The 19,984-nt window shown below is 51.8% G+C and carries 18 protein-coding genes; 5 read left to right on the top strand and 13 right to left on the bottom strand.

Translation table 11 applies throughout. The features are described from left to right. Window positions 1–140: 140 nt before the first annotated feature. Complete coding sequence (locus ACZ5SR_RS08310) at window positions 141–746, bottom strand: isochorismatase family protein (protein WP_464448292.1); 606 nt, start codon at window positions 744–746, stop codon at window positions 141–143. 101 nt (window positions 747–847) lie between these two features. Between ACZ5SR_RS08310 and ACZ5SR_RS08305 the strand changes: the two genes are divergently transcribed. Beyond that, the gene (locus ACZ5SR_RS08305) at window positions 848–1,555 is read left to right on the top strand and encodes a VOC family protein (RefSeq protein WP_464448291.1); all 708 of its coding nucleotides are present in this window, start codon (window positions 848–850) and stop codon (window positions 1,553–1,555) included. A 27-nt stretch (window positions 1,556–1,582) separates the two neighbouring features. On the opposite strand, the gene ACZ5SR_RS08300 is transcribed toward ACZ5SR_RS08305, so the two are convergent. The 3 genes from ACZ5SR_RS08300 to ACZ5SR_RS08290 all read right to left on the bottom strand — a co-directional run bounded on the left by ACZ5SR_RS08300 (window position 1,583) and on the right by ACZ5SR_RS08290 (window position 5,549). Continuing rightward, on the bottom strand, window positions 1,583–2,086 hold the full coding sequence (locus ACZ5SR_RS08300; RefSeq protein WP_464448290.1) for a hypothetical protein: 504 nt from the start codon (window positions 2,084–2,086) through the stop codon (window positions 1,583–1,585). A gap of 31 nt (window positions 2,087–2,117) precedes the next feature. Then, the gene (locus tag ACZ5SR_RS08295; protein ID WP_464451113.1) at window positions 2,118–4,142 is read right to left on the bottom strand and encodes a RecQ family ATP-dependent DNA helicase; all 2,025 of its coding nucleotides are present in this window, start codon (window positions 4,140–4,142) and stop codon (window positions 2,118–2,120) included. A 225-nt stretch (window positions 4,143–4,367) separates the two neighbouring features. Beyond that, a complete protein-coding gene (locus ACZ5SR_RS08290) occupies window positions 4,368–5,549 on the bottom strand; it encodes a YbfB/YjiJ family MFS transporter (protein ID WP_464448288.1) in 1,182 nt (393 codons plus the stop codon). A 327-nt stretch (window positions 5,550–5,876) separates the two neighbouring features. Between ACZ5SR_RS08290 and ACZ5SR_RS08285 the strand changes: the two genes are divergently transcribed. After that, window positions 5,877–6,497 carry an excisionase family DNA-binding protein gene (locus ACZ5SR_RS08285; protein ID WP_464448287.1) on the top strand — a complete coding sequence of 207 codons (621 nt, stop codon included), beginning with the start codon at window positions 5,877–5,879 and terminating at the stop codon, window positions 6,495–6,497. 30 nt (window positions 6,498–6,527) lie between these two features. Here the strand turns inward: ACZ5SR_RS08285 and ACZ5SR_RS08280 are convergent, their stop codons facing one another. The 7 genes from ACZ5SR_RS08280 to ACZ5SR_RS08250 form a co-directional block, all read right to left on the bottom strand. Next, window positions 6,528–9,017 carry a penicillin acylase family protein gene (locus tag ACZ5SR_RS08280; RefSeq protein WP_464448286.1) on the bottom strand — a complete coding sequence of 830 codons (2,490 nt, stop codon included), beginning with the start codon at window positions 9,015–9,017 and terminating at the stop codon, window positions 6,528–6,530. A gap of 87 nt (window positions 9,018–9,104) precedes the next feature. Next, window positions 9,105–10,016, bottom strand: coding sequence for an LD-carboxypeptidase (locus ACZ5SR_RS08275; protein WP_464448285.1), 912 nt, complete (start codon window positions 10,014–10,016; stop codon window positions 9,105–9,107). A 14-nt stretch (window positions 10,017–10,030) separates the two neighbouring features. Then, window positions 10,031–11,404, bottom strand: a complete 1,374-nt coding sequence (tadA, locus tag ACZ5SR_RS08270) for a tRNA adenosine(34) deaminase TadA (protein ID WP_464448284.1) — start codon at window positions 11,402–11,404, stop codon at window positions 10,031–10,033. A 2-nt stretch (window positions 11,405–11,406) separates the two neighbouring features. After that, window positions 11,407–12,021: an FMN-binding negative transcriptional regulator gene (locus ACZ5SR_RS08265; RefSeq protein ID WP_464448283.1), complete on the bottom strand. Its 615-nt coding sequence runs from the start codon at window positions 12,019–12,021 to the stop codon at window positions 11,407–11,409. Between the two features lie 312 nt (window positions 12,022–12,333). Beyond that, window positions 12,334–14,874 carry a GIY-YIG nuclease family protein gene (locus ACZ5SR_RS08260; protein WP_464451112.1) on the bottom strand — a complete coding sequence of 847 codons (2,541 nt, stop codon included), beginning with the start codon at window positions 14,872–14,874 and terminating at the stop codon, window positions 12,334–12,336. A gap of 2 nt (window positions 14,875–14,876) precedes the next feature. Next, the gene (locus ACZ5SR_RS08255; RefSeq protein ID WP_464451111.1) at window positions 14,877–16,481 is read right to left on the bottom strand and encodes an Eco57I restriction-modification methylase domain-containing protein; all 1,605 of its coding nucleotides are present in this window, start codon (window positions 16,479–16,481) and stop codon (window positions 14,877–14,879) included. Continuing rightward, window positions 16,478–17,176, bottom strand: coding sequence for an N-6 DNA methylase (locus tag ACZ5SR_RS08250; RefSeq protein ID WP_464451110.1), 699 nt, complete (start codon window positions 17,174–17,176; stop codon window positions 16,478–16,480). The genes ACZ5SR_RS08255 and ACZ5SR_RS08250 overlap by 4 nt, the downstream gene beginning before the upstream one ends. Before the next feature lie 84 nt (window positions 17,177–17,260). Between ACZ5SR_RS08250 and ACZ5SR_RS08245 the strand changes: the two genes are divergently transcribed. The 3 genes from ACZ5SR_RS08245 to ACZ5SR_RS08235 are packed head-to-tail and all read left to right on the top strand — an operon-like array spanning window position 17,261 to window position 18,555. Further along, window positions 17,261–17,482, top strand: a complete 222-nt coding sequence (locus tag ACZ5SR_RS08245; protein ID WP_464451109.1) for a hypothetical protein — start codon at window positions 17,261–17,263, stop codon at window positions 17,480–17,482. Window positions 17,483–17,501: 19 nt separating this feature from the next. Then, a complete protein-coding gene (locus ACZ5SR_RS08240) occupies window positions 17,502–18,080 on the top strand; it encodes a hypothetical protein (RefSeq protein WP_464451108.1) in 579 nt (192 codons plus the stop codon). Between the two features lie 25 nt (window positions 18,081–18,105). After that, on the top strand, window positions 18,106–18,555 hold the full coding sequence (locus ACZ5SR_RS08235; RefSeq protein ID WP_464451107.1) for a hypothetical protein: 450 nt from the start codon (window positions 18,106–18,108) through the stop codon (window positions 18,553–18,555). Here ACZ5SR_RS08235 and ACZ5SR_RS08230 read toward each other — a convergent pair whose 3' ends face one another. Further along, window positions 18,556–19,131 carry a tyrosine-type recombinase/integrase gene (locus ACZ5SR_RS08230; protein ID WP_464451153.1) on the bottom strand — a complete coding sequence of 192 codons (576 nt, stop codon included), beginning with the start codon at window positions 19,129–19,131 and terminating at the stop codon, window positions 18,556–18,558. 308 nt (window positions 19,132–19,439) lie between these two features. Beyond that, window positions 19,440–19,955 (bottom strand): hypothetical protein, encoded by a 516-nt coding sequence (locus ACZ5SR_RS08225; RefSeq protein ID WP_464451106.1) that lies wholly within the window; start codon window positions 19,953–19,955, stop codon window positions 19,440–19,442. Window positions 19,956–19,984 lie beyond the last annotated feature (29 nt).

The following is a 19,984-nucleotide window of genomic DNA, read 5'->3' as shown; positions in this document are numbered from 1 at the left end:
CACCCATCGGGTACCCGCCTCTTCTGAATTCATAATTATGAGCAAGGGACTTGCAACAAGCTGACTCTGTCGCACGCCGGACAGCACATCAACTTGTCCTTGGGTTTTGAAACCCGGGTGCAAGCTCCCGGGTCAGACGATCACTTGAACAAGCTTTGCATCAGCTTGAAATCGGGGTGCTCGGCCGTACGAATCCACTCAAACGCCACCATCTCGGCGGTCACCAGCTCGGCCCCTGCCCCGGCCAAGCGGTCGTAGGCCGCATCGCGGTTGCGCTCGGTGCGGGAACTGCAGGCATCGGTCACCACCCAGACCTCGAACTCGTCTTCCAGCAAATCGAGCGCGGTCTGCATCAGGCAAATGTGCGCCTCACACCCGGCCAACACGATGGTTTTGCGCTCTTCGGCACCAGGCTGGGGTTTTTGCAGGTGACGAGGCAGGCTGCGTGCGTTGCCTTTGGGGGCTTGGGGTGGTTCGGGTTGCAGCCATTCGCCCAGGCCCTCCTCCACGGCGCTGAACTGCATTTTGGCCAGCACCTGGCGGCAGTGACTGCGAATTTCCGGAGGCATTTCACCCAAGCGAGAAGGGTTTTGTTCGGTGCCCCAAGTGGGCACATTCAGGGCTTGGGCCAGCGTGGCCAAACGGGCGGCATTGGCCCACACCGCATCGGCGTCCAACATCACGGGCTTCAAGCGGGCCTGAAAATCCACCAACACCAGTTGGCTTTCGTCTGCATCGATCAACATAAGGGCTCCATTGAGAGTAGCCGCGATTGTCGCAGGCCAGCGTGGGTGCCAGCACGAAGGCATCCGTTATGCTCAGCGGCAATTGACTGACCTTGAAAAAAATGAAAACTCAAATTGACCACCTGGTGGTGATGGCTGCGTCTCTGGAAGCAGGCGTGCAGTGGTGCGAAGAGACCTTGGGCATCACCCCAGGCCCCGGCGGTGAACACGAAAAATACGGCACGCACAACCGCCTGTTCAAAATCGCCTCGCCCAAGTTTCCGCTGGCTTATTTTGAAATCATCGCCATCAACCCAGCGGCGGTGATCCCCAAACGCTCGCAAGTGCCCCGCTGGTTCGACATGGACAACAACACTTTGCAAAAAGCCATCGCCCAAGGCCCTCGGCTGATCCACTTTGTGACCAGCACCGACGATGTGAAAGCAGCGCGCCATGTGCTGCGCACGCAAGGCATTGAGCGCGGTCAAGTGGTGCATGCCAGCCGCAAGTCGGGCAAAGGCACCTTGAACTGGCAAATCACCGTTCGAGAAGACGGCGAACGGCTCTTCAATGGTTGCTTGCCCACCCTGATCCAGTGGGGCAAGCCCGACGCCACAGACCCGCTGCGCCTGCACCCTCGCAACAGCCTACCCCGCTCGGGCGTGACCCTGCAAAGTCTCACAGTGAGTCACCCCAGTGCGACCAAACTGCAAGCGGCCTACGAGTCCATTGGACTGGAAGGCATCGCCACTGATGCTGGCGAAGCCAATTTGGTGGCCACACTGCAAACCCCCAAAGGCCTGGTTCAATTGCAAAGCTTGGGAATCTGAGCCCGAACCCAGCATGGTGGCGCTGCTTTAGCGGCGTCCCGCGCCAGGCTTCGAAAAGTCGTTGTCGACCCAAGCCTGAGCCGTATGGCGGTTGAGCTTGAAGCCCGCCTCAACCTTCACCTCGGCCAGCGTTTCGTCAGCCTCATCCTGCGCGGTGAGCGTGGCGTAAGGGCTGTCCTCATCGGGCACGATGTCCAGCAGCACGGTCACCCGCCCGCTTGGGCCATTGACCACGACCGACTGGTGCAGCGTGGCGTGTAACTGCTGCTCACTGCGGCGCACAAACTCGCTGGCGGTTTTCACCAAAGTGATGAAGGCCGAGCCGTCCAACGGCTTGGGGTTCTTTTTGTCGCGCCCCATGGTCCACGGCCCCACCAACGCAGGCTCGCTCTCACCGTCTTTGTACATGGCCACGGCCCAACCGTCGTCGTCGTCGTTTTTGATGACCTGGGCAGTCCACTGCTCGTTTTGCCAGCGGCGGGGTTCTTGGACCAACGGCTGGTCTTGCGTGTCTGGGGTGTTGTCGTTCATCGTCTTCTTCAAATCAAGCGCTCATCATGCCTCATGGGCGCAGGTGCAAAGCCAGCAGCAGCACCTGGCTGGCGCCCTGCTCGCGCAAAAGGGCTGCCGCCACCGTGGCTGTCCAGCGACTGCGCACATCGGTGGTCACCAACAGCACCGGCCCGGCGGGCAAATCGGCATCGTGTGAAAAGCCAATGGCTGACTCCAGATGCGCCACCACAGGCGTAGAAGCCGCGTCGTCCGGCGCAGGCCCGCCCGTCCAGCTGAACACGTCGTGCAAAGGCAGACGGCCCTTTTGGGCCATGTGCTCGGCCAAGCGTCGGTTCGAAGCCATGTCGGGTGCAGGCATGGGCACCACACACACCGGGCGGGCGGACCAGCTTTTGGCCCAACGCCCGAGCAAGGCCAAGGCTCCCGCAAGGATTTCGGCAGGCACCACACCGGGCGCTGCGCTGCGCAGCGCCTGCAGCTCGGCCACCCAACCCGGGTCGTCGGCAAAAGCCACAGCGCGGCCCACATCAAAACCACGGATCGCGCCTTTGCGCCCCACACCTGAGGGCCAGCGCTTTCGCGGCTCGATGTCCACGTCCATGCCACGCAAGAAGTCACGCGCCGCGATCAGTTTGTCTTGGGAGGGGGCAAGGCCCGGAAACGGCAACTGCCCGGTGCACACCGAGCACCGGCCGCACGGCGCGGGCGATGGGTCATCCAAAGCGGTTTGCAAATACGCCATCAGGCAGCCCGCACCGTGCGCATACTGGCGCATGATGCCCGCCTCTTGCTGGCGCACTTGGGCCAGCGCCGACCATTTGGCCGTGTCGTGAACATAGGGCACGCCCGTAGCTCGCCAAGCGGTGCCGTCTTTGTCCACTACGCCCTCGACCGCCAAAATTTTGAGCAGCGCCTCCAGCCGCCCCCGGCGCACGCCGGTGTCGGCTTCGATCTCGATCAGGCTGCGAGCATCGCCACCCAAGCTTTGCAACACCTTGGCCGCCGTTTGCGGGTCAGGAATCGACGCCGTGGCAAAGTAATCCCAGATGCGCTCGTCTGCATCGGACGGCAGCAGCACCCCTTCGGCATGCGCCACCGCCCTGCCCGCCCGGCCCACCTGCTGGTAATAGGCCACCGGGGTTGAGGGCGAACCCACATGCACACAAAAACCCAAGTCGGGCTTGTCGTAACCCATGCCCAGAGCCGAGGTAGCCACCACCGCCTTGACCTGGTTGTGGCGCAAACGCTCTTCCACTTTGAGGCGCGTATCGGCGTCGGTCTGCCCGCTGTAGGCGTCCACCGCGTGGCCGCAGCTGCGCAAAAACGCCGTCAGCCGCTCGGCTTCTGCCACCGTCAGCACATACACGATGCCCGAGCCGGGCAACTGCTCCAGCGCATCGGCGATCCAGGCGTAGCGCTGCAAGGGAGACAAACCGGGCACCACCGACAGCGTGAGCGAGGTGCGGGCCAGCGTCCCGCGAAAGGTCACCGTGCCCGCGCCCAACTGCTTGCCAATGTCCAGTGTCACCCGCTCGTTGGCCGTGGCCGTGGTGGCCAGCACACTGGCCGTTGGCGTGGACAACAGCGCCCGCGCCAGCCGCTGGTAATCGGGCCTGAAATCAAAACCCCAATCGCTGATGCAATGCGCCTCGTCGATCACGATCAGGCCCACCCGAGCCAGCAACGCGCCCAGCCGCGCCGCAAAGCGTGGATTGCCCAACCGCTCGGGCGAAACCAGCAGCACATCGATGGCGTCGTCGTCCAGCCGCTGAAACACCTCGTCCCAATCGTCGAGGTTGGTCGAGTTGACCGTGGCGGCCTTGAGGCCCGCCCGCTCGGCCGCACTCACTTGGTCGCGCATGAGGGCCAAGAGCGGCGAGACCACCAGCGTGGGGCCAGCGCCGGTGCTGCGGATCGCGTGTGTGGCCGCCCAATACACCGCCGACTTGCCCCAACCGGTGGCCTGCACCACCAAAACACGCGATGCCGGCTGCAGCACAGCATGGACGGCATCGACCTGATCGGCGCGAGGCGAAGCACCTGACCCAGCCAGGCGGGCCAGGATGGTCTGCATGTGCTGTTCGGCGAAATTTCGATCTTGCCCCTGGGGGGTCTTGGGCATATTCATGGTTCCCTCCCTGTCGCCGTTAGAGGCTTTTTGAAAGACAAGTCCTTTTTGAGCCAATTGAACAAACAGCTTTTCGAACGATCCCCCATGCTGTTTGCGGATGATTTTTAGGACAGGATCACAAAAGATACGCTCATCAAATGCCCCGCCAGATTGGCGAACGCGAGGAGCTCACGCCTCGGACGGGTCCTGCGGCAAAGTGGCCAGCAAAGCCATGCCCAGCAGCATCACCCCAGCGGTCAACCACAGCGCACCCTTGAAGGTGCCAGTGGCCTGTGCCATGGCCCCTGCCACCACGGGCGCAATCACCTGCGCTGCGCCATAACTCAAGGTCAGGCGAGCCATGGCTTTGCCCGGATTTTGGGGTGCCCGTCGCCCGACCAGGGCCAGCGTCAGGCTCACAATGCCAATGAATGTGGCCCCATAACCCAAGGCACCTCCGAGCGCAGCCGCCAATGAGCCTGACAGTGCAGGCAAGATCACCGACACCGTTTGCAAGCCGAAGGCCAACAACAAGGCACGCGTGTCCCCCAAGCGGCGGGCCACCTTGTCCCAAAAAAACACAGCAGGCATGGCCGCCAAACCCACCAGGGCCCAGGCCAGAGCGCCCTGACCCGCCAAAGCCGGTTCGCGCTCAACAATGGCCACGGTGAAGGTGGCACTGATCACAAAGCCCCAGCCTGCGGCAAAGTAGCTGCCCGCCATGGTCAGCATCCAACGACGAGACACTGTGGGGGCGGCCTGTGTCGAAGCTGAAGCGGCTGGCGTGGGCGGCACCGGAGGCCGCCAAAGCCATGCGGGTATGAAAAACAGCAGGCCGATAGCGGCCATGGCCAACCACTGTGATGACCATTGCACCCAGACCTGCGTCACCCCCCAAGCACCCAGCGCCGACACCACAATGCCCAAGCCCAGGCCGATGAAATGCACGCCCAGCTCGGGTCGTCGGCCTTGCCGCATGAGCCAGCCCAACACGAGACCCGCCCCGAGCAGCATGCCTGTGGCGCCACACAAACCACCCAAAAAACGCCACAGCGCCCAGTTGGGCATCCAGGTTGACAGCGCCATACCCGCCACCGTCAAAAGCGAGAGCCACAGGCCCATGCTGTACAGCCGGTGACGCCACCGCACATCGTCAATCCAGGCGGCGGCCAAGGCCCCTGTGATGTAGCCCGCGTAATTGATGGCGGCCAATCCTCCGGCTGCGGCATCGGTCAAGCCGGTTTGCAACTGCAGTTGAGGCAACAAGGGGGTGAAGGCGAAGCGGGCCAATCCAATGGACAAGACAAGGCCGCAAATGCCACCCGTGATCACTTGCCAAGGGTTCAGGTGGGAAGTTGAAACTGAAGACATTGGCATTGACTGTAACTGCAAGCGTTTGACCGGACAGTCACCCTGGGGCCTGCCCACCCACAGGGCTCATTGACTCAATTTTGTCGATTATTTTCAAATTTTCAATAAATTCAATCAAAACATCCCCAATTGGGGATGTTCTGGGGAATTGTTTTTCTTGAAAATCAAACGATTTGCAAAGATTGATTTTGATACTTCAGAGCACCAATGCAGAACCTGGCCACACAGTAATTAAAGAAGTTGAAAAAATCACCAAGGCGAGCCCACGGCTTTGCCTGCGGGTCATCCACCGCAGACCGCCCGATACAACGAAGAAAGCCAACACACATGTCGACAGAAGCTGAAACACGCGAAACAGAGACCGCCGAGTTTTTGACCAGCTCACAGGCCGCCAAGCGTTTGGGTTTGTCGATGGCGACCATCCAGAAACTGGTCGACAACAATATCTTGCAAGCTTGGAAAACTTTTGGCGGACACCGACGCATTTCTCTGACCTCTGTGCTGAATTACCAGAGTGCGAACAACTTTTCGGAAGCTCCTCGGTTGCCCACCGACCGCCGCGCCAAGGTCATGATGGTGATCGACTCCCCAGAACTGACGAACCGTCTCAAAAAGGACGTGGCCCAGTGGCAACTGCCGCTTCAAATTTCGTTTCTGGAGTCCTTGACAGAAGCCTTGCTGGAGTTGTTGAACGAGAAGCATGATCTGCTGGTCATTCAAATGACCGAGACGCGCAAGCAACAAGAAAAGGCCTTGGACATTTTGCAAAAATTTGTGGGCTCCAGGCACACCGTGGGTCATACGCTGATCCTGACTGCGGAGGAGGATTTGCTGCCGCTTGCAAAGTCAAGCCACAACACGGTCAGTCTTCAGGTCCTCAACAAGGACTTGTCGCCCATGTGGCTGTCGGCCTATTTGTCAGGCTTTGTGGCGCAACGCCGCGCCTGACCTCAAAACACCCAAGCCATCGGGTAAGGCTCATGGTCGCAGCACCATGTGGTGCCCAACGGCTTGTGGCTGTTGTTGCAACGCCCGGTAGCCTCCTTGTGCCCACTGCAATGCCATGTCACGGCTGCGCGGATCAAAGGCATGGCCCGACTGGCCTGTCTGGTAAATGAAGACCGACTGAGCGGCCCCACTCATGTCGTACACCGCCCGCATAGAGGCCGCATGCCGGTTGGCAAATGGGGCTTGCTTGTCGTTGGCCCAATACTGGCCCACATTCACGGTGAACAAATCTCCCGCGCTCTCTACCCGCACATCGAACAAGGCATTCAGGTAAGGCACTTTGCCAAACGGCTTGTGGCTGCTGATGGCCGGATGCCATGCGCCCCAGCGCCAGAGCGAGACATCCCGCCCCTGGTTGACCGCGATGCGGTCGAGCGCACGCTCCAAGGCCGAGGTCACTTGCGCAGCGCAACCAGACGGGCCACACCAAAATGCGTCGGATCGGTCAAGGATGCCCTCCACGGCGGCCCTGAAATGGCGCTTGCCATACAGCGCTTGAAAACGCTCTGCCCCCAAATGCGGCGCCAACAAACCCCGTGTCAGTTCATCGGCCCAGACATTCAACACCAAAGCCGCTGCACTGTCGGTGCGCATCTGCCCATCAAAACCGGCCAACTGCTTCAATGCGGCAGGGGCCAATGGGTGTTGTGACGTGACCTGGCCCAGCTTGGCCAGCAAAGTCTTGCCCCCCAGAGACAGCACGTCGTTCTGGATGGCCTGCATGCTTTGAAGGCTGTGGCGGGGCGTTGCAGCCAGCAACTGCTCGATGCGCTCAAAGCGCTCGGGCGTGGTCCAGTCACCCCCTAAAAAATGGGCATACCCTGGTGGCAGGATGTTCTGGTTTGCGGTGGCGTGCCAGCCCTTTTTCTCAATCTGGGCAGCGTCCACAGCCGGGTTTTGTGCATAGGGCAACCAGCCGGTCCAGTCGTATTGCGCCAACCAGCCCGGTGATGGCGCCACGCCAAGGATGTCGTTTTGAGCCGAACGTGTGGGCACTTTGCCCACGGCTTTGTAGGCGACTTCACCCAACGTGTCGGCCATCACCACGCTTTGCATGGGGGCATGGTGCTCGGCAAAGGCTTCTTGCAGTTGCGGCACGGTTTGTGCCCAGTTGGCCTGCATGCCCGCTTCGATGGTTTTGTTGTCGGGCGCGAGCGCCGACCAGCGAAGGCTGACGGCATAACGGTTCGGGTCGATCAGGCCTTGGTATTGCGGCTGCACATCGCTGATGACTGGACCATGGCGAGTGCTGCGCACCTTGAGCGCGACATCCGGCTGACCTTTGACCCGGATGGTTTCGCTGCGCTCCGAGAAAGCGGCCCAACCATCGGGCGTGCGGTATTGACCGGGTCGGGCTGCGTCAAGCTGCTCCAGATACAAGTCCTGCACATCGGGCCCGGTGTTGGTGAAACCCCAGGCCACGCCCGTGGTGCGGCCCAGCACCACAAAGGGCAAGCCGGGCAAGGTGGCACCGATCACGTCGAGCGCGGGGTGTTTGTACCCGCCGGGCAACTCACCTGCCGGAGCTTTGAGGTGGGCGTAATACCAGATGGCTGGAGAACTCAGGGCCAGATGCGGGTCGTTGGCCAGCAGGGGCTTGCCCGACACGGTGCGGCTTCCGGGCACCACCCAGTTGTTGCTGCCTTTGCCTTCCAAAATGCCCATGTCGCGCACCCAGTCGGCCGACCATTGGGCCAATGGTGTCTGGACGGCAGACTCTGAGGCCGACTTGGCCGCCTTGGCCGAACCGGCAGCGTACACACCCAGTTGGGCATACAGAGCGGGCAGGTCCACTGCGGTGGCGGGTTTTTCGCCGGGGTAAGCGGGCAGCAGTTGCCACAGCTGTGCATGGTTCAAAACCTGACTGGCGGACAAACGGGCAAACTCCTGGCCCCAGTTGCCGCCCAAATCCAAGGCCATCATCAAAGCCCAACCCACGCTGTCCTCTGGCGACCAAACTTGGCCGCGGTTGTCCAGGACCGATGCGCCCAAAATTTTGAACTCGGGGGAAGGCTTGACCGCACCGCTTTGCCACGCGTTCTGAATGCCATCGCTGTAGGCTTGGAGTGCCGCTTGGGTGGCAGGCGACAAGCCTTGGAGTTGCTGCTTGGCCATGCCGATGATGCCCAGAGTGCGCATCAGCTTGTCGGTGTCTAAGGTGGCTTGGCCCAAAATTTCAGACAACTCACCGCGCATGACACGTCGGTTGAACGCCATTTGCCAGCCGCGCTCTTGGGCATGGACAAAGCCGATGGCTCGCCAAGCGTCCAAAGCGTTGCTGGCATTGATGTGGGTCACATCCGAAGCATCCCGGGTGATTTGAACCGCGCCGGACAAGCCTTGGAGTTGAGCCTCGCCATCGAGTTGCGGCATACCGCGCAACAATTGCACGCTGATGGCCCCACCTGCGGTCAAAAGAGCGGCCACAGCCGCCAACAGGATTCTTGCGATCCATTTCATGTTTGTCTCCATCTTCTTGAAAGCATCGGCTCTGCACGTCACTTCAGCGGCCCAAGGCCAGACAACACACTGGCCCGAACACGGCTGTTAAATATGACCCCAAACCATCAGCGCGTCACGCCCTTCGGTGACAAGGTCCACCTTGGCGCCTACGGGCAGCAGCACCTTGGTTTCGACATGCCCAAAAGGCAAGCCGGTGAGCACCGGGGACTTGATCTGGCCGCGCAGCCACTCAACCACCGTGGCCAACTTGAAGCCTTTGTCGTGGGCAGGCACCAACTTGTATTTGCTGAACTGGCCGATCAACACCGCTTTTTGCTGGGCCAAAACGCCAGCATGCAGCAGTTGCGTGAGCATGCGCTCAACCCGGTAAGGGTGCTCGCCCACGTCTTCGAGGAAAAGCACACCGCCCTTAATTTGCGGAAAGTACGGCGTGCCCAACAGCGAGGTCAGCACCGTGAGGTTGCCGCCCCACAGCGGCGCGTCTTTCACCAGCACGCGACGCTCGGCCTCGGCTTTGGGCGTTTGCCAGCCTGTACCCTCACCCTGCTCCAGCAACAGGTCGTCAAAGCAGGCTTGCATGATGTCGTCAGGCTCCTCTTCAGAGCCAAAGTCTTCACCCAGCGCCGGGCCTTGCCAGGAGATCCGGCCTGTCTTGGCGTAAACAGCTTGGCTGAAGGCCGTGAAATCGCTCAGACCCACAAACTGCATGCCGCCATCAATCGCTTTGGCGATCTGTTTGTAGGGCAGCGCGGGCAGGATGCGCGTGAGGCCGTAGCCACCGCGAGAGATGAGCGCCACGTTGGCCCCACTGGCTGCAGCGCGGGTGATGGCCGCAATGCGCGTGGCGTCGTCCCCAGCAAAGCGCATGTGGGTATCGAGGGCTGATTCGTCCACTTCCACCTCGTGGCCTTGGGCTTTGAGTCGTTTGATGCCACGGCGAAAAGCGGCTTTGTCGCGCACCGCGCTGGAAGGAGAAAAAATGTAGATGTGAGCCATGCGGGTGTTCTTAATCAGGGCTTGAAGTGTCGCACAGCGGCCTCGGCAATCGCCCTGCCCTGCTCCTGCACAAAATGGCCTGCATCGGACAGCAACATCGGCTCGGGGCAGCCCTTGATTTGACTTTGCAATTGGCGCATCACCGACTCGCCCAGCACCGGGTCTTGCTGGCCAATGGCCATGAAGCTCTGGCCTTGCCAGTCGTTGCGCCAAAAATCACACGCTTGCCGCGAGATGGCCGCACCGGGCGAATCGGAGAACTCCGGCACCATGGGCGGAAAGGCCCGAAGCGCGGCGCGAAAGCCTTTGTCCGGAAATGGCGCGTTGTAGGCCGCCGTCTCGGCAGGCGTCATGCCGGGGTTGCCGCGCTTGAACAACTTGCCCACATCGAACAGCGGCTGGCTTTGGCACCAGTCGCGCCAAGCCAAAAAGCCGTCGCTGAGCGGCTGCTCGCCCGTGGCCAAGGTGGTGTTCATGACGAGCAGGCCCTTGTATCGCTCGGACGCAGCCATAGGCAAAGTCAGCCCCAAAATGCCACCCCAGTCCTGCACCACCAGCACCACGCGCTGCAGATCGAGCCGCTCGATCAAATCCAGCAAAGACTGACGGTGCGTTTCAAACTGGTGAAACGAGTCCTTCTTGGGCTTGTCGCTCTTGCCAAAGCCGATCAAGTCGGGGGCCACCACCCGGTGCCCCGCTGCCAGCCAAACCGGGATCATCTTGCGGTACAGGTAACTCCAGGCCGGGTTGCCGTGCAGGCAAAGCCAGGTCAATGGGGCATTCGTGTCGCCCTCATCTAGGTAATGCATGCGCAGCCCGGCGATGCTGGGCAGGTCGTTCACGTAATGCGGCTGCCAGGGGTAGTCGGGCAAAGCTGCAAACGCGTCGTCGGGGGTGCGCAGGGCGTCTTCTCTGAGGGGCTGTGTGTTCATTCGCTTGGGCCTGAAAAAATCTTTGAGCAACTGGCCGCATTCTTCGGCCAGCACACCACCCGTGACTTGGGTTTGGTGGTTCAACTGCCTTTGGTCAAACAAGTTGAGCACCGAGCCCGCCACCCCGGTGCGTGGGTCGGTCGCACCAAACACCACGCGGTCCACCCGCGCATGCAGCATGGCCCCGCTGCACATGGCGCAGGGCTCCAGCGTCACATACAAGGTGCAGCCGTCGAGCCGGTAGTTTCCCGAGATGAGAGCGGCTTCGCGCAGTGCAACCACTTCGGCGTGCGCCGTCGGGTCGTGGCTGGCAATCGGGGCGTTGCGTCCTGTGGCAATCACCTGACCGTCTTTCACGACCACAGCACCCACAGGCACTTCGCCCGCTGCGGCGGCCTCTCGAGCCTGCTCCAGGGCCAAGCCCATCCAATGAGCGTCTTGGCTTGGTGTGTCCACGGTCACGCCACCATGCCCAGCCGCTGCATCCACTGCGCCAAGGCTTGCTCTTGTTCGCCGCCTTGGGCGTAGGCCGCGTGCATGGCCGCGTGCGATTCGGGGCGATGCTGGTTGATCTTGACCTTGGTTTTGAGGTCCAAAATCTTCAACTCAAACGCCACGATGCCGTTCAGCATGCCGTAGGCATAACTCTCTGGCAACGCACGCCACTGATCGGCATAAGCGGGCTCGTGGTCGGCAATCATCTGCTTGAGCATGGCGTCTTTCGCATCGTCGCCGTCCAACATGCGGGCCTCGACCCGGGCATGCACCGCCAGATAAGTCCAGGTCGGCACACGCAACAAATCGGGGTAAACGGCTGGCGACATGTAGGCCTGCGGCCCCATGAACGTGACCAGCGCCTGCGGCCGCACTTGCAAGAACCTGGCATGCGGATTGGCACGGGCACAGTGCCCGAGCAGCGCTACAGGCTCGCCGCCCTCCTCGATCAACTTGAGCGGCAAATGCGTGACAAACGGGAAACCATCACCATCGGTAGACACCAAGCTGGCGAACGGGTGCTCGCGCATGATGGCCGCAGCGTGTTTCGGGTGGTTGAATTGTTGGGGCAGGTACATGAAAAGACTGTACCAAAACAAAGGCACCCGAAGGTGCCTTGTCTGTCATTCCCACTCGATACATACACAGGTAAAAACATCAATAAAATCAATGGTTTGCAAGCATGAAAAGTGAGTGTGTAACATTTGTGTATATTTTGGTGACGTATGACAGTTCAGTAGTTCACAAAAAGATGTTCAAAAACATAGCGTAACAGGATTTGATGTTGCACGCTGTGCGACGAAACAAAGTTCTACTCAACATCAAGCTTGCGAACTCGTTTACGCAAAACACCGTCCAACTTTTCCAACTTTTCAGCAAGCCAATTGAACTTATTTTTCAATAGCAACAACCGTATTGAAAAGTCCGTAACGAGAAAGTCCTACGTGGCTATCTATTCCTGTATATCTTAAAGAAGCATCCTCATAACGCCTAAATGCAAACACAGCCTGGTTCATGTGCTCCGTATTGAAAACACGAAGTTGAACAAGGAGGTGAAAATCTTTTACAGTCAAACCTGTAACTGTTAGGAATAAATCTGGCTCTAACTTTGTAATGACGTCTTGCAAAGTATTCTCTCTAAAATCCGTCAAATACATGAATGCAGGAATACGAGTAGCAAATTTAATCAATTTTTCCTGTACGAGCTTTCGCTTAGATTTGTATTCTTTTTCTTCCTCAGTAAGCTCTCTCTTTTCCTTATCAGTCAAGTCACGACTCTTACCCTTCTCCTTAATCTCTTTAATCTTGTCGCTTTTATTGATGATAGTTTCAATAATGTTATCGCCTAATGCTCGCCAACCCTCAATTCGCTCAACCGCCGCCATTGCCTCAGGATTGTCCAAAACACGGCGTAGTGTCTCATTGTCCACGTTAACTAATAACGCACTTTCCCACTTACGAGCTAACAACGTAGCAGAGGTGCCAGCCATAGCTATATCAAGCACACCACCCGCATCAATCTGCGTCATGTTTGCACCATCGTAAGCTAACACTGGAAGAAACGATACAAGTTCTTCTACTGCCTTTTCAGGATTAGCTTCATTAGGCGACAAACCTATGCCGTACTCAGACAACTGCCTAAGAGCACGAGTTGGAGCAAAGTCAAAAACAAAACATACAGGCTTAAGGATTTCTTCTTGCTTGGGGTCATCACCATTAGGATTCTTAACAGACCATGGTGATTGCACACGAAAAGCTGATTGGAAGTAAGTTTCTGGTGACTTGAGATTCCTTAGCATCAGAATAGACGACCACTGCGCTACCGTTACACCTGTAGTTAATTTTCCACAAGAAAGTGTAATTGTCTTTGTATCAAATCCATTACCAATCGCATCACGTACAGGTGGCAAAGCTTCCAATCCAATGCCAGCTGATGTTCCAGCCGCGACTAGAACGTCATAGTCGTGCCAAAAAACATTTTGTCTTTCTGCTAGTAAGTTCGCCATAGCATGACAAGAACTTACGCTGTATAAGAACCAAAATGAATGCTGAAGATATGGCAACAACCTAACGTCAGAATAAGGAAACGGCGGACGTTTGCCTGTCTTTAGCATCTCAGCAGATTGAGGCAAGTAACCGCCACGTATGATATCCAACCACTTTTGAACGTCATTCTTGTGTTTAAACTTAGCAGACTTACCCTCGCCAGTAGCTTCAAAAAATGAGTTGAGGTCAAACTCATCAAACTCACCACCACTTGCTACAGCCAGTAATTCATCTGGCATTTGGTACGTAAGCAAACGCATTTGCGGCAATGCCGCATAGGGATTGCGTTCCTTAGGACGTTTGGTGGCGAAATGTTCTTTGGCTTTTTGTTCATCTGTGTATGTCCAATTGAAAATCTGTTCTTCAATGAATTCACCAGATGAAAGTGCCTTAAATGGTGTGCCAGATAGATACAAATAAGCCCTAGCTGTTATTGGCAAAAAATCACTTTCACTACCCAAAGGCTCACTTAAATCAGCAATTTTATCTTTGTAGTTTTTTGCATCTTCTTGTAGATTTTCTTCCTTCAGTATCCTATCTTCATCTGACGAGAAAAGTTCTTTAGCCGTTTCACGCCAAGCACCAAAGTGATACTCATCAAAAATTACCAAATCCCAATTGATGGTATGCAACCATTCGTTTTTTGCTTTGATGTTTCCGTTGGAATCCTTGCCAAGTAGGTCTTGTAACGAACCAAAATAAACCAAAGGAGTAGTACTCTTTACCTTTGTTGGATTACCTCCAGCGGCTCTAGACATGTACTGCCAACCATCAAAATCAACGTGGCTTTCTAAATCTGTTTGCCAAGCATCCTCAACAGCAGGTTTGAATGTAACTACTAAAACTCTCTTTGCGTTAAGCTTTTTAGCCAATTGATATGAACTAAACGTCTTACCAAAACGCATTTTGGCATTCCATAAAAATCTAGGTGCTGAGTTCTTGTTCTCTTTCCAAATTGATTGAAAATAGTCATACGTCTTATCTACAGCACTTGCTTGCTCATCGCGCATACCAAACTGTTCATATCTATCACCGCTAACCCTTTGTCCAGTCTGTAACTCAGTGATAACTGTTTTGACATCATTGACAGAACAACGCATCCACTCAAGCTCAGCTTTTTGAAACTTCTTTTGTAGAAGTCGCGCTCGTACTTCATGGTCACTAAAGAAAGAACCGTCATTCCTCACAGCATCACTTGAAAGCTCTATACGATAGTTCTTGATAGCCGCTGTCTTAAGCTGTTCTGCAACTCGTTGCTTAACATCACGTGTTGTTTGTCCTACTTTTAGAAGTCCTAAATGCGCCTTATCTTCAATGCTGTACGCATATATTTGTGGACGTAAATACGGTTTAGGTGAAAGGATTTCATCAATCGATTTTGTCATGATTACACCATTGCTTTAATGTTATTTTCAATTAAATCAATTTCCTCTTGTGTTAAACCATATTTCTTATACAGATCTGCATCAGTCCACGAGATTGAAAAATCCTGTATTGGAATTAATTCAAAAGTTGATTTTGAGAGATTTTTTTGAATTCTGTTATAAGATAATAAAGCTCTAAAAAATTTAGTCTTTATGTAACTAAGACAATTAAGTGCATCTTTTTCGGAGTCAAAATTACCAATCCGCAAGAAGGTTTCAGTACACACTTCATTAGGGGGGGCAACGATAATCTCAGGTGGAACAGTTGCTGTTGTTGTATATGCATAAGAGTGAAATAATTTCCACTTTGTTTCTGCATTTTTAATATCTTCAACTAATTTTTTATCAATATAACCAACAACACGTTTAGCACCTCCTTTGTTACCTTTAACACCATAAATTTTCATAGAGTTATTAAAGGGTTTCGTAGGAACGCTCTCATAACCATACTTTTTAGTGTCATTAAATAAATCTGTAGCAATCCCATAAGGCTTTCGAGATGACACAATGTCACTGAACTTATTTTCTTTTTTAAATGCAACTTTTTCAAGAATTGAAAGCTGCCGATAGTCACGAATAACTTTATCTGAAAATTCTGATTTTAAGAATCTTTGGGATTTGATTTCATCACCACTCATAGACTTATAAATGTAATTTACTTTACCTTTAAATTGCCTATTCCATAAAAAATAGCAAACTCCTCCATCTAAATTTATACCCTGAAAACATTCTTTAGCATTTTCATAGTCATATAGGATTTGTATTCTTGTATCACTCATCATGCTGTCTCTAAATTCGTCAAGTCCCTTTCCACCTTTGAGCCAACGAGAAGGAACTACCATAATAAGATAGTTAGGACTTAAGGAAATTGCTTGTTCAATAAAATGATGATAAATTGGCTTTGCACTATCACCCGTTCCACCTCCATCGCTGATTTGATAAGGTGGGTTTCCAATGATTACATCAAACTGCATTTTTTCTCCAAAATATTTTGATATTTCATTTTTTATATTTTCTGTATGTATAAAAGCATAAGCATGATTATCAAACTCATCTTTACGGTTAAATGATGACTTAGAAGCACCACAGTACTTGCATTTTTCACCTATCCAATTGTGACTAATATTTTCATACCAAATATTTCCATCTTTGCTTTTTAAGCTCTTAGCGATTGAATGTTCACCATCAGCACTCTTAGAACAATACACACTTCTACGAGCTAATAAGCTTGTTAGTTTGGTGATTCCAATACCATAGACTTGTTTACTTAAGATATGATCAACTCTTTCATCAAGATTAGGAATAATTTGTTCAAGTCCATGAGTTAATCTTGAAGTTATTTCTCTAAGAAAAACACCTGACTTAGTACATGGGTCAAGAAATTTAATATTCTTGTTTTCCCATATATTTTCACCATTGTGTTCATTAGCCCATGTCTCAGTAAGAATATCAAGCATCTTACTCGCTAATTCTGGCGGAGTAAAAACTTCATCATTAGATAGATTTGCAATACAAGTAAGTACATCAGGATTACGATTTCGCAAAGTAAAACTTGCTTGTTCATTCATAACTCTATCTCCTTAATTTCATTATATTGCTCTGCTAATTGAGAAATAGTTACCTGCTCATAGGTTTTAACAGGTTGAAAAATCTCATGTCTACCTAAATCAGCAAAAAGAGAACCCTCCGCAGTAAAAGCTGAAGAACCCGTCAAAACATCAAATCTAAAATCGCGCCGTTGAAACTTTCCTTTACCTAAGTAACCCCATTCTGCAAATGTGATAGGACTACCATTTATGTCACGCATGGTCAACGCATCTCCATGTATTATGTTTTGTGAAAGTACATAAACTGCCGAACAATAAAGTTCGTCTTCTATTTCTAGATTTAAGTATGAGATTAAAACCTCTAATACATTAGCTTGGCATTCTTCTATATTATCCTTAAGTATTTCAATACCGTAAATACACATCACACTTAATAATGCATAGTGTTTACGATCAAACTCAAATTTTCCATACCTTAATTCAACAGCCGCTAGCTTGCGTTTTAAAATTTTTGTTAGGAAATTCCCGCTTCCACAAGCAGGCTCTAAAAACCTAGAGTCAAGTCGTTCTGTCTCATCTTTAACCAAGTCAAGCATTGCTTCAACTAACCATTCTGGCGTGAAAACTTCACCATGATCTGCAACACGTTGTTTGGATTTTATTAGATTCATAAAGTTTTCAGGTTCAACATCAGGGTTTCTACTTGGTTTAGTCATGATAACTCAATGTCTTGTGTTGACACTCAACTATGCCGTTGGTACAGTTCGCTGTCAATCTCTACAACCCTTAGGAGCCAAACAATGACACGTGTAGACGAAATCAATGCACAAATCGCTAAGTTAGAAGCTGAGCGTACGTCTGCTATGAACGCAGAACGTGCCAACGTGCTTGCGAAGATGAAAGCTGACATCAAGCTCTATGGCTTCAAAACATCAGACTTCAAAGGCATCTTGCTGACTCGTAAGAAGCGTAGTACCAGTCCTGCCGCGAAGAGGTCAGTAGCAAAGAAAACTGCAAAATAACTCACACAGAAAACGTTATATGCCTAATGCTAAAAATCTGCCAAATGATTACGATGCGTTTGTCAAATTTGCAAAAATTAGTCATAAAAAATCTGCTGTTTCACTTCTAAATAAATTTTCATTTAGGTACAGATTAGCAGAAGATTTCGAAGGCATTGTTGCTCCAAACGTTGGACGAACTTTAGCTGGATATAACGTAATCACTAAAATTTTTCTTGCTTATACCGCATATGAAGCCGTCATAAAAGCGGCAAGATATCTTAGAGTTAGATCAGTTCAAGACATTGAAATGAACACTCGATTTGATCCTGATCTAGCAATAAAAATTCGTGAAAATGAGAAGCTCAAATCTTATCTTTTAGCCTATCCACATGAAGAAGTAGTTGCAATTAAAGTAAAACTTTTTTTCAACGGTACAACCAGTGACATCATTTGTATCGCATTTGCATTACGCAACATCTTTGCACATGGCGAATTAACTGCATCTGTAGTGGGAACTGAAACAATCGCCAAACGTAAAGTTTTTACTGACTTGGCAAACTCACTGCTTGATTATTGCGACGAAACATTCTCTCTTTGTATAAAAAAACTTTTTTGATACCTTAACAACAAAAGGCAAAATGATGGAATACGAAAAGTATGCTGAATTAAAAAAAGATGTTGAAATTTATTTTGCAAAAATTATCAAAAAAAGATTTCAAGAATTCATTGCAGAGAAATACGAATTGCATTTTGCTCCAGACTATGAGTCACATCGATTGATAAGTGACTTATTGCGTAAAGATGGATTAGAAGTTTACGGCATGAATGCCAACACGGATGGTTTTCAACTGTTGCTGGATTTCAAACACGACTATCTTGCAATTGATAATTTCCCATTCACTCGATTGAGTGTAGATTTCGAAAATGATGGAAATTACTCTGTCTACTTAGGCGAAGATAGCTTTGATGACGATTGGACTGTTCATTTAGAAGATGAATACAATCGCTATCGAATGCTCAAAGAAGAGGACTTCTTGTATACGCTCAATGAAATGAAAAATACACACTTAGTTTTTATATTAAAAAGCTAATCAGATTAGCTCAATCGCCTTGCGTTTCATGGCGTCATTGACGTCTATGTAAGCCTGTGTAGTTGAGATATTCGCGTGTCGTGCAATGCTTTGCAACACCCTAACGCTGACGCCTTTGTCTGCCAAATTGGTGATTAGCGTGCGTCTTGGGCTGTGACTGGAAGCACCTTCAATGCCTACGCTTTTAAACAAGTGATGGAAGAATTGGCAAAGCGTATTGCTGTTCCATCCCTCTTGTGGACGCTTCTGTGAATAGAACAGTTTGTCTGTGAGTGACTTGGGCGGCACTGATTTGACGTAAGCTTGAAGCTCTTTGCGTAGCTTGTCGCTGACAAATACAGTCCCTGCTTTGCTGCCCTTTGTCTGCTCTGGCGTTAAGCGGATTTCAGCTCTAATCTTGCCCTCCCCGTCAATTACGTCTTCATAACGCAAAGCCGCGCACTCCTTAACGCGAAGTCCTGCGTAGTACATCGTCAACAACATTGCACGATTACGCTCGCTGTGCTTGCGTGTTGCTACGTAGTCCAGCACACGACGGATTTCTTGTGCTGAAAGTGTTTTTGCTTGCTTGGACATGAGTGCTCTCCTAAATGTAAGCTTTTCAATGTCTAAAGCATAAATTCTTTGTTTCTTAATTCCTACCTCTTTTTGGCTTTGTTGGTTCAAGTTGTTTTCCTTAATGATTTCAATGACTTAGCGTATGAATGCGAAAAAACCAAAGCTAATAGCAAAAAGCTTTGGTTCTTTATTTATTGGTTTCAATGTGGGATTTTTGCGACTAAGCCTGCTTACGCTATACAAGCTCTACATGCTGTTTTTCACTGTGCCAGCTACCCTATGCTTCGCTCAGTGCTTTTGAGCGTTTGTAGCTTGTTTTAGCGTGTCTAGTCACTTTCAGTAATTTGAATTGCTGTTTCAAAATCATCAAAGTTGATTAATGAAATTTTTATTGAGTCAAAGTTAGTTTTGATTTTACTTCTCACCAACCATCCATCTAATCCTTCTTCTTCACCAATTTTATTGAGTTCCTTATCCTCTCCATAATCATAATGTTGAATCTCAAATATCCACTTTAGTTCATTGAGATTTCCTTCTAATGTGAAGATGGCATTCTTCTCCATGAATTCAGGTGATAAAACAAAATGGATATCACAATATCCATCTTCTTTGTCAAAATCAACTTCCCATATTTGTACGCAAGTTAATATTGGTCTAAAGTTAGCATGTTCAATCACTTCTTCAACAAGAATCGGATCTTGTGTATCACCAGAAAGCTCATGTATTGCTTTTATTGACATCCTAAATAAAGTTGACTCAAAATCTAGTGCATTCACATTAGTACCTCTCAATGTAGTTGAGAGAACTTTAAGCCAAGTGTCAACTTCTGTCAAAGCAATCAAATATGATGTGTAATGCTCATTGCTTGAGT

The sequence above is a fragment of the Limnohabitans sp. TEGF002 genome (genome assembly GCF_055395845.1).
The sequence above is the reverse complement of the archived record's forward strand: the minus strand, read 5'-3'. Positions and strand labels throughout refer to the sequence as shown.